Source organism: Halobacterium yunchengense, from assembly GCF_037031165.1.
Taxonomy (GTDB): domain Archaea; phylum Halobacteriota; class Halobacteria; order Halobacteriales; family Halobacteriaceae; genus Halobacterium; species Halobacterium yunchengense.
On record NZ_JAYEZL010000001.1, the window covers coordinates 593,144 to 606,798 of the forward strand.

Annotated in this window: 15 protein-coding genes; 11 read left to right on the top strand and 4 right to left on the bottom strand. The window is 73.1% G+C overall.

Going from position 1 to position 13,655, the window contains the following annotated elements:
* The first annotated feature begins 34 nt into the window (after positions 1-34).
* The 3 genes from U5911_RS02980 (at position 35) to U5911_RS02990 (ending at position 2,092) form a co-directional block, all read left to right on the top strand.
* A complete protein-coding gene (locus U5911_RS02980; protein WP_336035171.1) occupies positions 35-763 on the top strand; it encodes a GNAT family N-acetyltransferase in 729 nt (242 codons plus the stop codon).
* A gap of 270 nt (positions 764-1,033) precedes the next feature.
* The gene (locus U5911_RS02985) at positions 1,034-1,693 is read left to right on the top strand and encodes an HAD family hydrolase (RefSeq protein WP_336035173.1); all 660 of its coding nucleotides are present in this window, start codon (positions 1,034-1,036) and stop codon (positions 1,691-1,693) included.
* A 204-nt stretch (positions 1,694-1,897) separates the two neighbouring features.
* Positions 1,898-2,092, top strand: a complete 195-nt coding sequence (locus tag U5911_RS02990; protein ID WP_011324233.1) for a cold-shock protein — start codon at positions 1,898-1,900, stop codon at positions 2,090-2,092.
* A gap of 142 nt (positions 2,093-2,234) precedes the next feature.
* On the opposite strand, the gene U5911_RS02995 is transcribed toward U5911_RS02990, so the two are convergent.
* Complete coding sequence (locus U5911_RS02995; RefSeq protein WP_336035176.1) at positions 2,235-4,019, bottom strand: helicase HerA domain-containing protein; 1,785 nt, start codon at positions 4,017-4,019, stop codon at positions 2,235-2,237.
* Between the two features lie 328 nt (positions 4,020-4,347).
* Between U5911_RS02995 and U5911_RS03000 the strand changes: the two genes are divergently transcribed.
* Positions 4,348-4,878, top strand: a complete 531-nt coding sequence (locus U5911_RS03000; protein ID WP_336035177.1) for a 50S ribosomal protein L16 — start codon at positions 4,348-4,350, stop codon at positions 4,876-4,878.
* A gap of 120 nt (positions 4,879-4,998) precedes the next feature.
* Positions 4,999-5,847: an ATP-grasp domain-containing protein gene (locus tag U5911_RS03005; protein WP_336035178.1), complete on the top strand. Its 849-nt coding sequence runs from the start codon at positions 4,999-5,001 to the stop codon at positions 5,845-5,847.
* Between the two features lie 35 nt (positions 5,848-5,882).
* Here U5911_RS03005 and U5911_RS03010 read toward each other — a convergent pair whose 3' ends face one another.
* Together U5911_RS03010 and U5911_RS03015 are read right to left on the bottom strand one after the other, a co-directional pair.
* Positions 5,883-6,266 carry an Hsp20/alpha crystallin family protein gene (locus U5911_RS03010; RefSeq protein WP_336035180.1) on the bottom strand — a complete coding sequence of 128 codons (384 nt, stop codon included), beginning with the start codon at positions 6,264-6,266 and terminating at the stop codon, positions 5,883-5,885.
* A gap of 87 nt (positions 6,267-6,353) precedes the next feature.
* On the bottom strand, positions 6,354-7,361 hold the full coding sequence (locus tag U5911_RS03015; RefSeq protein ID WP_336035182.1) for a type II glyceraldehyde-3-phosphate dehydrogenase: 1,008 nt from the start codon (positions 7,359-7,361) through the stop codon (positions 6,354-6,356).
* Between the two features lie 322 nt (positions 7,362-7,683).
* On the opposite strand from U5911_RS03015, the gene U5911_RS03020 reads away from it, so the two are divergent.
* The 5 genes from U5911_RS03020 to U5911_RS03040 all read left to right on the top strand — a co-directional run bounded on the left by U5911_RS03020 (position 7,684) and on the right by U5911_RS03040 (position 11,838).
* A complete protein-coding gene (locus tag U5911_RS03020) occupies positions 7,684-8,628 on the top strand; it encodes an aminopeptidase (protein WP_336035183.1) in 945 nt (314 codons plus the stop codon).
* Positions 8,629-8,752: 124 nt separating this feature from the next.
* Positions 8,753-9,412 (top strand): HVO_0476 family zinc finger protein, encoded by a 660-nt coding sequence (locus U5911_RS03025; RefSeq protein WP_336035184.1) that lies wholly within the window; start codon positions 8,753-8,755, stop codon positions 9,410-9,412.
* Positions 9,413-9,434: 22 nt separating this feature from the next.
* Positions 9,435-10,085 carry a protein-L-isoaspartate(D-aspartate) O-methyltransferase gene (locus tag U5911_RS03030; protein ID WP_336035185.1) on the top strand — a complete coding sequence of 217 codons (651 nt, stop codon included), beginning with the start codon at positions 9,435-9,437 and terminating at the stop codon, positions 10,083-10,085.
* A gap of 82 nt (positions 10,086-10,167) precedes the next feature.
* Positions 10,168-11,079 carry a methyltransferase gene (locus tag U5911_RS03035; RefSeq protein ID WP_336035187.1) on the top strand — a complete coding sequence of 304 codons (912 nt, stop codon included), beginning with the start codon at positions 10,168-10,170 and terminating at the stop codon, positions 11,077-11,079.
* Between the two features lie 21 nt (positions 11,080-11,100).
* On the top strand, positions 11,101-11,838 hold the full coding sequence (locus U5911_RS03040) for a protein-L-isoaspartate O-methyltransferase family protein (RefSeq protein ID WP_336035189.1): 738 nt from the start codon (positions 11,101-11,103) through the stop codon (positions 11,836-11,838).
* A gap of 30 nt (positions 11,839-11,868) precedes the next feature.
* Here the strand turns inward: U5911_RS03040 and U5911_RS03045 are convergent, their stop codons facing one another.
* Positions 11,869-12,279, bottom strand: a complete 411-nt coding sequence (locus U5911_RS03045; RefSeq protein WP_336035878.1) for a DUF7382 domain-containing protein — start codon at positions 12,277-12,279, stop codon at positions 11,869-11,871.
* A gap of 169 nt (positions 12,280-12,448) precedes the next feature.
* On the opposite strand from U5911_RS03045, the gene U5911_RS03050 reads away from it, so the two are divergent.
* Positions 12,449-13,486: an ATP-binding protein gene (locus tag U5911_RS03050; protein WP_336035190.1), complete on the top strand. Its 1,038-nt coding sequence runs from the start codon at positions 12,449-12,451 to the stop codon at positions 13,484-13,486.
* The last annotated feature ends 169 nt before the right edge of the window (positions 13,487-13,655 follow it).

A 13,655-nucleotide genomic window follows, 5' to 3' on the forward strand; every position in this document is an offset into this window, starting at 1 on the left:
CACGCCTACGTGGCCGCTCTGCGAACGCGGCCGTATGCACTCCCTGGAGCGACCGCGGTTCGACTGCGAGACGCGCAAGCAGATCTACCAGTACGTCGAGCGCCACGGCACCGCCGCCCGGCACCGCACGCGGAGCGCGGTCGACGTCGACCCGACCGCGTTCCGGGCGGAACTGGAGTGGCTGCTCGCCGAGGGGTACCTCGAGGACGACGGCGGCACGCTCCGGGTCGGGCTCGACCCCGGGTCCGTGGAAGCCCACGTCGCCGACGGCTTCCGGTACTCGATCCGGCCGGCGCGCCAGGAGGACTTCGAGAGCCTCGTGGACACCATCCGGGACGTCACGGCCGAGGAGACGTACGTCGTCGCGGAGACGGTCGCCGAACGCCTCCTCTACGAGGACACCGTGACGCGGCACAACGCCGTCGAGTCCCGCGTGTTCTTCGTCGCGACCGTCGACGGCGACGTGGTCGGGTGGACGCACCTCGACCTCCCGCAGGTCGATACGCAGAACGCCGCGAGACTGACCGTCGGCGTGCGGGGGGAGTACCGCGAGCGCGGCGTCGGCAGCCAGTTGCTCGAGCGCGCGCTCGACTGGGCGGCCGCGAACGCCTACGGGAAGGTGTACAACAGCGTCCCCGCGACCAACGACGAGGGGCTGGCGTTCCTCGAGTCCCACGGGTGGGAGACGGAGGGCGTCCGCAGCGACCACTACACCATCGGCGACCGGCTCGTGGACGAGGTGCTGATGGCGTACACGCTCTGAGGCGACGGCTCGCGCTCGCCGACTGGCGAGAACCGGAGCCCGCCGACCGGAGGGGACCGGAACTCGACGACCGGCGACGACCGGAACTCGACGACCGGCGACGACCGGAACTCGACGACCGGCGACTCGTGAGGGCGGGCGCGCGAGCACGCGGCCGGCCGCCCACGACGGTCGAGACCCCCAGACGGGCCGGAAGCGCCGGACGGCGGCGCGACCACGCCGCAGACGGCCCGATGAAACGCTTATCCGTGTGCTGCCCGTACGGCGCGTATGACCTACGACACCGTCGTGTTCGACAACGACGGGGTCCTCGTCGGCCGCACTCGCTACGACGTGCTGGAGGCGGCGACCGAGGACTCGTTCGAGAAGTTCGACGTGACGGACCCCGACCCGGGGGACGTCGAGGAGATGACGATCGGTGCGACGCCGAAGACCGTCGGCGACGTCTGCAGCCGGTACGGCATCAGCCCGCACGACTTCTGGCCGACCCGCGACCGGACGCTCGCGGAGGCCCAGTACGAGGAGATGCGGGCGGGCCGGAAGACCCTCTACGACGACCTCCACGAGCTCCAGGACCTCGACGTCTCGATGGGGATCGTGAGTTCGAACCAGCAGGCGACCGTCGACTTCGCGCTCGAGCACTTCGGCGTCGACGACCTGTTCGGGACGGCGTACGGCCGCGAGCCGACCGTGGAGAGCCTGGACCGCCGGAAGCCGAACTCCCACTACGTCGACCGCGCGCTCGCGGACCTCGACGCCGACTCCGCGCTGTTCGTCGGCGACAACGAGTCCGACGTCCGCGCCGCGGAGAACGCCGGCATCGACTCGGCGTTCATCCGCCGGCCGCACCGCCGCGACTGGGAGCTGAACGTCTGGCCGACCTGGGAGATCGAGGAGCTCGCGGACCTCCACGACATCGTCGACGCCTGAACGGCGAGGCGTTCGCTCCCCGACGACGCGTGCGCTCCCCAGGAGCCGACTCGCCCACCAGGAGCCGACTCGCCCACCAGGAGCCGACTCGCCCACCAGGAGCCGACTCGCTCCCCGGGGGACGACGATCGGGGTGCCGGAGGCCCTCGACCGCCACCGCGGTCCACAAAGGTTATGAGTGAGAGGTGACTCTCTCCAAGAGCAATGGCAACCGGTACGGTTGATTTCTTCAACGACACTGGCGGTTACGGTTTCATCGAGACTGAGGACGCGGACGAGGACGTGTTCTTCCACATGGAGGACGTCGGCGGCCCCGACCTCGAAGAGGGACAGGAAGTGGAGTTCGACATCGAGGAGGCCGACAAGGGCCCCCGCGCGACGAACCTCACCCGGCTCTAGCGCCGGCTGTACTCCGAACAACACAGTTTCCCGTATTTTTACGACCGCGTAGCGACGGCTGTGTCGCGGCGGCCGACGCGCTCCGCTCGCAGTCACGCGGCCGCGTCCGGACGGCGGACGGGGAACGTCGACGGCCGGCGCGTCAGGGCTGCCACTGGTCGCGGAGTTCCGTCCGCGGCTTCGAGGGGTCGTCGCGCTCGACGAGCGTCCGCATGCGGACGGGGTTGAACGCGTACGCGCGGTCCGCCCGCACGACGAGGTCGCGGCCGCGGAGTTCGCTGAGCAGCGTGTGCACGGCCTCGACGTCGACGTTCGCGGCGTCCGCGAGGTCGTGGGCGGTCGCGCCGGGCGTGGTCGCGAGCTCGGAGACGGCCCGCCAGGCGGCGTCGTCGTTGCACTTCGACTCGCGGCGCGCGGCGTTCACGCGCTCGACGACGGGCGGCGCCTGCAGGAGGTCGACGACCGCCTGCGCGTCCGGCTCGCCGCCGCTGTCGGCCGCCTCCTCGGCGCCGTCCTCGAGCCGGAGGCGTTCGCCGCGCCGCCGCAGCCGGTCCTGGACCGCGTCGACGAGCGCGTCCCGGCTGGCGTCGGCGTCCGCGAGCGCGTCGTCGCCGTCGCCGAACTCGAAGGCGCCCTCCGCGTCGGCGCCGCGGTCGTCGGCCGCCGGTTCCTCCCCCGCTGCGGCAGCGTCCGCTTCGGTCGTCGCCTCGTCCGCGTCGGCGGCCGCGTCCGCCTCAGTCGCCGCCGTGTCCCCCCCTGCGGCCGCGTCACCGCTCGACTCGCCGCCGACCGCCGCCTCGAGCTCCTCGACGCGCGCCTCGAGCCGGTCGATCTGCTCGTTTTTCGTCTGGAGGGTCGCCTGGTAGCCGTCCGGCGGCGCCGCGGCGCCGTCGCCGTGCGCGAGCGCGTTCGCCATCTTCCGGGCGGCCGCCGACACGTCCCGCGCGGTCTCCAGTTCGGACTCGAGTTCCGCGATGCGCTCCTCGCGGTTCTCCAGTTTCGACTCGAGCTCCGCGATGCGGTCGCGCTCCTGCTCGCGCTGGTCGGTGATGTCGCCGAGCTCCTCCATCAGCGACCCGCTGACGGACTTCAGGTCGGGGCGCTCGAAGTCGTCGAGGCCGGGCGTCGCGCCAGCGTCGAACGTGCGCTTGCGCTTGAACTGGACGCGCCGGACCTGCTCGTCGCTCCAGTCCGTCTGGATGAACGCCTCGCCGTCGTCGAGGTCGACGACGTCGTCCGCGTAGTCGCCGCCGACGATGCGCCCCACGACCTTGGTGTCGTTCTCCCACGTGAGGCGGTGCCAGACCAGCCAGTTCGCCTGCGTGATGAAGTCCTTCTTGACGTCGGCGGGCCGCTGGCTGATGCCGACGACGCCGAGGCCGTGCTTGCGGCCGCGCTTCCCGACCTTGATGAGGAGGTTGCCCGTCTCGCCGACGCCGCCGCCCTCCGGGATGTACTCGTGGCACTCCTCGACGACGAGCAGGAACGGCTTCTTCAGCTTCTTCTCCTTCGCGAACAGGTGGCGGACCGTCTCCCGGAGGAGGTCGTCGGCCTCCTCGTCGTCGAGGTAGCCGGAGACGTCGAGGATGATCGGGACGTTCTCCTCGAGCGCGAGGTGCGCGAGCTTCTGGGCGTGCTCGACGCTCACCTGGATGTCGCACTCCTCGTCGGCGCCCGCGTGCAGGAGCTCGTACTCCTCCTTGAGGCCGTAGTACTCGCCGTCCGTGTCCACGATGAGCACCGGGTAGCCGGCCTCGAGGAGCTCCTCGACGACGACGCTCGTGGTGTTCGACTTCCCGGACCCGGACTTCCCGGTGACGAACCCGCGACCGGTCAGCATCTCCACGATGGGGAACGCGAGCCGGTCGCCGTCGGCCGTCTCGCCGACGTGAATCCGCTGGTCGGCGTCCTCGGCGGTGTCTGCCATCGGTGACTGCCACACAATCTGGGGGGAAAACGGTTACCCTCACCGGGAGCGGCGCGCACCACGGCTGTACGCCGCTCGGCGCGGCCCTCGCCGGTCGCGTCGGACCGCGCTAGCGGACGCGTCCGCTCGCCCCTTCCACCACGCCCGCTCGCCCCCTCCCGCCACTTCCGCGCGCTCCTACCACCGCGTCCGCTCGCCCCTCCCAGCGTGTCCGCCCGCCTCCTCGCCACCGCGTCCGGCCGGCTGGCGGCGCGAGCGGCCGACGACGCCGACGATTCCGGTTCGAAGCCTTTATTCGCGCGCTGACCGTGAGCCTCCAGTAGTAACCATGTCCGAGAAGCCGGCCTCCATGTACCGGGACATCGACAAGCCGTCGTACACGCGACGGGACTACGTCACGGGCATCCCGGGCTCGAAGATCGCACAGCACCAGATGGGCGACCTGCAGGCGGACGCCGACGACTACCCAGTCCAGATCAGCCTCGTGCCCGAGGAGCAATGCCAGCTCCGCCACGGCTCGATGGAGTCCGCGCGCCTGTCCGCGAACCGCCACCTCATCAAGGAGCTCGGCGAGGGCAACTACAAGATGTCCCTCCGGAAGTTCCCCCACCAGATCATCCGCGAGAACAAGCAGGCGACGGGCGCGGGCGCGGACCGCGTCTCCGACGGGATGCGGCAGGCGTTCGGCGTGCCGGTCGGCACGGCCGCCCGCATCTACCCGGGCGAACAGCTGCTGACCGCGTACTGCGAGGTCGACCAGGCGGACGCCGTCAAGGAGGCGTTCCGGCGCGCGTACAACAAGATCACGCCGCCGTGCAAGATCGACGTCGAGCGCGGCGAACAGCTGCTCGTCCGGTAACGCGGCCGCTTCTCCCGCTCTCCTCGCCGCGTAGCGACCGCTGGGCCGGCCGCCGCGCGGCGCCGGCGGGGCGGCTTCTCGGACCGGCGGCTTTTACTCGCGTCGCGACGACACTCGCGCATGCTCGGGCTGGCGGTGGCCAACGACGCGGAGACGTTCGCGCGGATGCGCGGCCCGCTGGCGGACCGCGGCGTCCGCGCCGAACACGTCTCCGTCCGGGAGGTGGTGACGGACCTCGCCGACCCGCCGTTCGACCCGGCCGACTTCGACGCCGGGTTCGTGTTCCCCGGCCGCCTGATGGAGGGCGGCGTCGTGGACGCGTTCCTCGACGTGCCGTGGGTGAACGACCGCGCGGCGGTGCTGCGGTCGCGGAACAAAGCGGGCGCGCTCGCGGCGCTCGCCGAGGCGGGCGTCCCGGTGCCGGACACCGCGTACGTCTCGAACCCGGCGGACGCCGGCGAGGTGCGCGCGGCGTTCGAGCGCTTCGAGTCGCCCGTCGTGGTGAAGCCGAACTCGACCACCAGGGGCGTCGGCGTGACGAAGGTCCACGACGCGGACTCGCTGGCGGGCGTCACCGACTACCTCGACCTCGTCCACGACTACCGCGCGACCGGCGACAAGTCCTACCTCGTCCAGGAGTACCTGCCGGACGCGACGGACTACCGCGCGATGGTCCTGGACGGCGAGGTCGTGGGGGCGGTCCGCCGCGAGGGCGACGGCTGGAAGCACAACGTCCACGGCGGCGCGACCGCGACGGGCGTCGACCTCCCCGGGGACCTGCGGGCGCTCGCCGTCGACGCCGCCGACGCCCTCGACGTCGACCTGCTGGGCGTCGACCTCCTGGTGTCGGGCGGGCGCGCGGTCGTCAACGAGACGAACGCGCGGCCGACCATCGACGACGCGGCGAAGTACGACGCGGACTTCTACGACCGCCTCGCGGCGCTGGTCGAGCGGACGGCGCGGGAGTGAACAGCGGGCGGCGAGCGGCGCGACGGCGGGGAGAACTACGCGACGTCGATGTTGGTGGCGTCGCCGGTGCGCTCGAACGTGATCTCGAGGATGCCGTTGTTGTACGAGGCCGAGCCGGAGCGCGGGTCGACGGTCCCGGGGAGGCTGACGCGCTCGTCGTACTCGCGGGCGTCGCTGTGCGCGCTGATGGTGACGGTCTCGCCGTCGCACTGCACGGAGATGTCGTCCTTCTCGACGCCCGGCAGGTCCGCGATGACGCGGAGTTCGTCGTCGGTCTCGTGGACGTCGACGTGCGTGTCGGTGCCGAAGCCGGTCTGGTCGTCCTCGAGGCCGGCGGCGCCGTCCATCATGTCGTCCATCATCCGCTCGATCTCGCGGAAGATGTCGTCGAAGGGGTCGTCCCGGTCGTCGCGTCTCATACGCCGGGGTAGGTCGGCACCGTGGAAAAGCGTTCGGACTGTCACAGGTGCCGCCTGCGGGCGGCGTGGTGTGCCGACGTGGCGGGTTCAGATGCCGAGCGCGTCGTTCGTGGTGGCGACCGACTCGGCGGCGTCCGCGCTCTCGGTGATCGCGCGGACGGCGTCGACGTTCTCGGGGACGACGTCGGACTCCTGGTGGATGGCCTGGAAGCAGTAGAAGTCCCGGCCCTCGGCGGTGACGGACTCCCCCCAGAGGCAGTTCTCCCAGAGGTCGCCGCGCGGCCGGCCGCGGTCGAGGGCCCACTCCTTGAGCTGGCCGGTGCCCTCGATGCCGAGGGACTCGTCGACGACGGTGATGCGGGACTGCTCGGCGAGGAGGTCGCGGACCTCGTCGGCGTCGGGTTCGGCTTCGAGGGTGACGTTCACGCTGTGCATGTGCATGAGGGTCGCGGGCACCTTCATGCCGAGCGTGTCGATGTCGAGGTCCGGGAAGATGGTCTGGACGTCCGGGCCGTGGTGGCTCGGAATCGTGATGGGGTTCGGGAGGATGTCGTTGATGGGGCCGCGGCCGGTCTGGCTGGGGTCGCCGCCGCGGCGCACGAGCGTCGTGCGGACTTTCTCGACGCCGTAGGTCTCGCGGAGCGGCGCGATCAGGCGGGAGAGGCCGGTCGTGTTACAGGAGACGACGCGGACGTGGTCGGCGCCCTCGGCGTCCGCGTAGTTCGAGCGCGCGTTGAAGGAGACGTCGGCGACGTCGGCGTCCTCGCCGCCCTGGTAGACGGCGGGCGTGTCGTACTCCTCGTAGAGGCTGCGGTTCTGCGCGCCGACGCCGGAGGGCGTGGCGTCGACGACGACGTCGCTGGTGGCGACGAGTTCGTCGACGAGGCCGGCGGTCTCGACGCCGGCCTCGGCGAACTGGTGGGCGCGGTCCTCGACGGCGGCGTAGAGGTCGTAGCCGCGCTCGACGGCCTGCTCGGCCTCGTAGTTCGGGCGGGTCTTGGCGACGCCGACGACGTCCATGTCGGGCTGGGCGCGGACGGCGTCAGCGACGCGTTTCCCGATGGTGCCGTAGCCGTTGATGCCGACGCGGAGCATACCGGAACGTCCACCCGGCACGCGGATAACCGTTACGAGGTCGCTCGGCGCGGATTTACCGGGAAGCGAGTGAATCGAGCGGCCGCACGCGCCCCGTCGTGTGCGAATAGCTAGCAAAGCACTCAGGGTGCTGGGGCGCGTACGTCCGCCCGGGCCATGCCCGAGCGCGAGCGAGACCGCGACGACTGGCGGCCCGCGGAGAACGCGGACGAGCAGATGGAGTTCTTCGAGTCCGTCGAGGAGCCGCCGGAGGCGTGACGAGCGACCGCCCCGTTTTTCGCACACGAAAAGCGCTATACGGGGAGCGCGCGGACGACCCCACATGAGTCTGCGCGAGGCCGCCGAGACCGCGGTCGAACAGTGCCTGGGGCTGCGGGCCGACGAGACGTGCGTCGTCGTCACCGACGACGAGCGCGCGGCGATCGGCGAGGCCCTCTACGAGGTCGCCAGCGAGGTCAGCGAGGACACCACCGTGTTGCGGTACCCGCCGCTGGACCAGCACGGCGAGGAGCCGCCGGCGCCGGTCGCCGCCGCGATGGAGGCGTCCGACGTCTTCCTCGCGCCGACGACGAAGAGCCTGAGTCACACGCGCGCCCGCGGGAACGCCAACGACGCCGGCGCCCGCGGCGCCACGCTCCCCGGCATCACCGAGGAGGTGTTCACGACGGGGCTGGACGCCGACTACGAGACCATCCGCCAGCACTGCGAGGACGTGCTCGCGCAGGTCGAGGGCGCCGACGAACTCCGCGTCACCACGCCGAAGGGGACGGACATCACGTTCGAGGTCGGCGACCGCGAGTGGCGCGACGACACGGGCATCGTCCACGAGCCCGGGGACTTCTCGAACCTCCCCGCGGGCGAGGTGTTCGTCTCGCCGGAGAGCGCCGACGGCACGTACGTCGTGGACGGGACGATGCGGCCGCACGGCCGCCTCGCGGAGGGCCAGGAGCTCCGCTTCGAGGTCGAGGACGGCTACGTCACGGACATCTCCGACGACGACATCCGCGAGCAGGTCGAGACCGCCAGCGAGGCGGTCGGCCGGGACGCGTACAACCTCGCGGAGCTCGGCATCGGCACGAACGTCGCCGTCACCGACCTCGTGGGGAGCGTCCTCCTCGACGAGAAGGCCGCCGGCACCGTCCACATCGCCATCGGGGACGACGCCGGCATCGGCGGCGACACAGACGCGCCGCTGCACCTCGACGGCATCGTCCTGGAGCCGACCGTGTACGCGGACGGGGAGACTGTCGACCTGCCGCGAGCGTAGCGAGCGGCGGGAGGCAGTCTCCGAGAAGCGAGCCGGGCGGCGGGCGCGGCGTCGCCGAGCGACCGTCCGACGCGTCAACCGGCGACTCCGCGCGTTTTTACGTCCGCGGCCGCTACGCGTGTCCATGAGCGAGAACGTCGGGGAGTCCACTCCCCTCGAGTGTCCGTCGTGTTCGCCGGACCTCGAAACCGTCCACGAGGTACTCACCACGGGGGGCGGGCAGGCGACGGTGCAGTGCACGGACTGCGGCCACGTCCACAAGGAGGCCCTGGACGACGAGGCGGGCGTCGCCGTCGACGTCGTCGTCTCACAGGACGACGAGTCGTTCACGGGGACCGTCGAGTTCGACCCCGGGGAGACCGTCTACGAGGGCGACGAGTTCGTCGTCGAGACCGAGGAGACCATCGCCGTCGCGCGCGTGACGAGCATCGAGACCGGGCCCGAGGAGCGCACGACGCGCGCCGACGCCGAGGACGTCGAGACGGTGTGGACGCGCGCCGTCGGGAACGTCTCCGTGGACGTCACCGTCCACCCCCAGGACGGGGCCCGCGAGGACAGCCGCGGCCTCACCGTCCACGTGCCCGGCGACTACGAGTTCACCGTCGGGGCCAGCGAGTCCTTCGGCGACGAGGAGTTCGAGGTGACCGGCGTCCACGTCCGCGAGAACGCCGTCGACGACTACAAGTTCCCGAAGCTCGGCGAGGACGGCGACACCGTGTTCGCGAAGGACGTCAAGCGCGTGTACGGCGAGGACGAGTCCAGCACCGCGTGGTCCGCCTGGTAGCGGCCGCGGCGACGCCAGACCCATGACCGAGGACGCGACCGACCGCTACGCCGACGAACGGAACGCCCTCGCCGACGCGCTCGCGCGCCGGCCGAACGTCAGCGAGCGCGCCGCGGACGCCGTGCGCGCGGTGCCGCGGCACCGCTTCGTGCCCGAGCGCCGCCGCGAGCACGCCTACGAGGACCGCCCGCTCCCCATCGGCGGCGGCCAGACCATCAGCGCGCCGCACATGGTCGCCATCATGGCGACCGAACTCGACCTCCGCGAGGGCGACCGCGTCCTCGAGGTCGGCACGGGCTGTGGCTACCACGCCGCCGTCACCGCGGAGCTGGTCGGCGCCGAGCACGTCTACAGCGTGGAGTACCTCGCGGACCTCGCCGAGCGGGCGCGCGGGACGCTCGCCGACGCGGGCTACGGCGCGGTGTCCGTGCGGCGGGGCGACGGCCGCGACGGCTGGCCGGAGCACGCGCCCTACGACGCCGCCTACCTGACGTGCGCGGCGCCCGAGTTCCCGGCCGCCGTCGTCGACCAGGTGGCGGCGGGCGGCGTGCTCGTCGCGCCCATCGGCGAGTCCAGACAGCGCCTCGTGCGCGCGGAGAAGCGCGCGGACGGCGGGCTCGTCGAGTCCGACGAGGGCGCGGTGCGGTTCGTGCAGATGCAGGGCGACGAGTAACACGACGACGAGTAGCGGCGACGCGTCGCGAAGGCGGTGCGGCGGCAACTGGTTTTACCCGGAGGGCGGCCGACGGGCCGGTATGGACTACCGCGAGCTGCTGTTGCTGCGAGCCGCCAGAGAGACCGGCGTCCTGGACGCGCTCGTGTCGAGTGCGGACACGCCAGCGGCGGTCGCCGAGGCGGCGGGCGTCACGGAGCGCGCCGCCCGCCTGACAGTGGACGCGCTCCGCGACCTCGGCCTGCTCGAGGACGTCGACGGCGTCGTCGAGCCGACCAACCGGATGCTCGGGTTCATCACGAAGACGGACGTGCGCTCGATCGGCCGGCTGCCCCACGACCTCGACCGGCTGGACGCGCTGGTCGCGCTCCCCGGGACGATGCGGTCCGGCGACCGCCCCGAGCGGGGCGCGGACTGGACGCGCAACCGCCTCGGCGAGCAGGCGGCGGCGTCGGACGCGAGCGTGCGCGCCGCGGTGACGGCGGCGGTCCGGGAGGCCCCGGACGCGGAGCGCGTGCTCGTCGTCGCGGACGGCGCGGCCGGGCACGCCGTGGAGTTCTCGCGCCGCGGGTTCGACGCGGCGATGCTCGACCGGCCGGCCGTGGTGGACGCCGTCGAGCCGCTGCTGGAACACGAGCGCGTCGACCTGGTGGCCGGCGACCCCTTCGAGGGCGCGGCCGGCGACTTCGACGTGGTCTTCCACGCGGGCGTCGCGCGCGAACACGGCCCCGGGGAGAACCGGCAGCTGCTCGCCGCGGCCCGCGGGGCGGCCCGCGAGGGCGGGCTCGTGGTGCACGTCGACGCGTTCGCGGACGGGACGCCGGACGCCGGGACGACCGCGGAGCTGCTCGCGACGACCGAGCGCGGGGAGTGCCACGGCGAGGCGACCGTAGGCGAGTGGTTCGCGGACGCCGGATTCGAGGACGTCCACGCCGGCGACGTCCCCGGCACGGGGTACCGATTCGTGGCGGGGCGTAGACGCGCGATTGATTAGGCTGGACGCGAACACTCGCGTATGGAGTTCGCGGCGCTGCGCGAGGAGATGGTCGACAGCCTCGAACACGACACGAAGGCTGTCGTCCAGGCGCGCCCCACGGGCACGGCGATGCGGGCGGTCCCCCGCCACGAGTTCGTGGACGCCGGCCACCGCGCGTACACCGACCAGGCCTTCGAGCACCGCGGCACGCGCGTGCTCGCGCCGTCGACGGTCGGCCGGCTCGTGGACGCGCTCGCGCCCGAGCGCGGCGACGACGTGCTCGTGGTCGGGGCGGGCGTCGGCTACACGGCCGCCGTGCTCGCGGAGATCGTCGGCGGCGAGCACGTCCACGCCGTCGACATCGACCGCCGCGTGGTCTACGACGCCCGCGACCACCTCGCGAGCGCGGGCTACGGGGACGTGCTCGTGGACTGCCGGGACGGCGCCGACGGCCTGCCCGAGTACGCGCCGTTCGACCGCGTGCTCGTCGAGGCCGCCGCGGTGGCGCCGCCGCCGGCGCTGTGCGACCAGCTCGTCGACGGCGGACGGCTGGTCTACCCGGAGGGCGCGACCAACCAGCGCCTCGTCGCCGTCGAGGGCGGCGAGGTGGCGTCCGTCCACGGGCCGGCGGCGTTCGCGCCGCTGCTCGTCGACGGCGAGCAGGCGAGCGCGGTCGAGCGCAACCGCACGGTCCGCGAGGACCGCGAGCGCGCCGCGAGGGCCGCCGAGTCGCGGGCGGGCTGGGAGCACGAGTGGATCGACTGGGACGGCCGGTAGGCGCGCGGCGGGTCCGGGCGGGCCAGGCGGTCACTCGCGGACGACGAGGATGTCGCTGTTCTCGCGGCGGTCGACGTACTCGGAGTCCGCGGGCGGCTTGACGTCGACGGCGAGCGTGCCCCGGTCCTGGTTCGGGCCGAGTTCGGGGGCGACCTCGAGGGTCGCGACGCCGTCGTCGCCGGTGGTGGCGGTGGCGACGCCGTCGAGGTCGGCGGTGCCGGACTGCACGACGACGGTGGCGCCGGCGACCGGATTGCCGTCGGCGTCGACGGCGGTGACGTCGACGGTCTGGCTGCCCGGCGCGACGACGTCGGGGTCGGGGCTGGCGTCGAGTTCGCTGACGGCGAGCGTGTCGACGCCCGAGACCATGTTGAGGAGGACGCTGAGCGTCGCGACGCCGACGACGAACGCGACGACGAGCCGCACGGGGAGGCCCTCGATGGCGCGGTCGTCGCGCGCGAACTCGCGGTAGCGGAGGCGGTCGGCGGCCGGGCGGCAGTCGAGGTCGAGCGTGACGGTGCGTGTGTCGGACACGCCACGGGATGGCCCCGGCTCCACTGATAAACCCTCGTGCGTGGGTTCAAGCCCGGTGGGGCGGCCACCCACTCGCATGGACGTCCTCGGACGGGAGTCGCTCGGAGCGGAGTCGACGGCGGCGGGCGCGCGCGGACGGCTCGGCCGCTACCTCGCGACGGACGGCAGCCTGGGCGCGCCGGTGGGCGTGGATCTCGCGCGGCCGCACGCGGGCGTCGTGGTCGGGAAGCGCGGCTCGGGGAAGTCGTACACGCTCGGCGTGCTCGCGGAGGCGCTCGCGGACGCGCCCGGGGTGGCGCCCGTGGTCGTGGACCCGATGGGGGCCTTCCGCGGCCTGGCGGCCGCGGGGCTGGCGGTCCGCGAGCCGGCGGTGCGGGCGGACGCGCTGCCGCCGCGGGCGTGGTGTCGGCTGCTGGACCTCGACCCGGCGAGCGCGGCGGGCACGCTCGTCTGGCGGGCCGCCGCGGAGTGCGACGCGCTCGCCGGGATGCGCGAGTGGGTGGCGGGCGCGCACGCCGGCGACGCGGCGCGGCGCGCGGCCGCGAACCACCTCGCGCTCGCGGCCTCCTGGGGGTGTTTCGCGCCGGACGCGCCGCGCGTCGGGGAGCTGCTGGAGGGCGGCAGCGTCCTGGACTGCACCGGGCTGGCGGGCGCGGCGCTCCGGGCGGTCGGCTGCGCGGTCGCGGACGCGCTCTACCGCGCGGCCGTCGAGGGCGCGCGGCCGCTCCCGTGGCTGCTCGTGGACGAGGCGCACGCGTGCGTGAGCGGGCCGGCGGCGGACGCGGTCGGGACGCTGTACACGCGCGGCCGGGCGCCGGGCGCGAGCGTGGTGCTCGCGACCCAGCGGCCGAGCGCGCTCCCCGAGGCGGCGGTCTCCCAGTCGGACCTCGTGGTCGCGCACCGCCTGACGAGCGGCCGGGACGTGGACGCGCTCGCGGCGACGCGGCCGACGTACCTCGACGGCGCGCTCGGGGAGCGGCTGCCGGCGCGCACGGGGGACGCGCTCGTCGTGGACGACGCCAGCGAGTCCGCGGTGACGGTGCGCGTGCGCGAGCGGCGGACCGAGCACGGGGGCGAGGAGCGCGTCGTCGACCGGGGTGAGACGGCGGGCTGAGCGAGCGGCGCGAGCCGACGGCCCCGCACCGCGAGTCGTGCGAACGACCCCCACACCCACTACTTAAAACTACGGGGCGGAGGTGCGACCGCGCCGAGTCGCGAACGACCGGCAGACGGCCGCTACTCGCGATTCGCGTGTGAATGCGTACCACGCGTTTCGCGCCGCT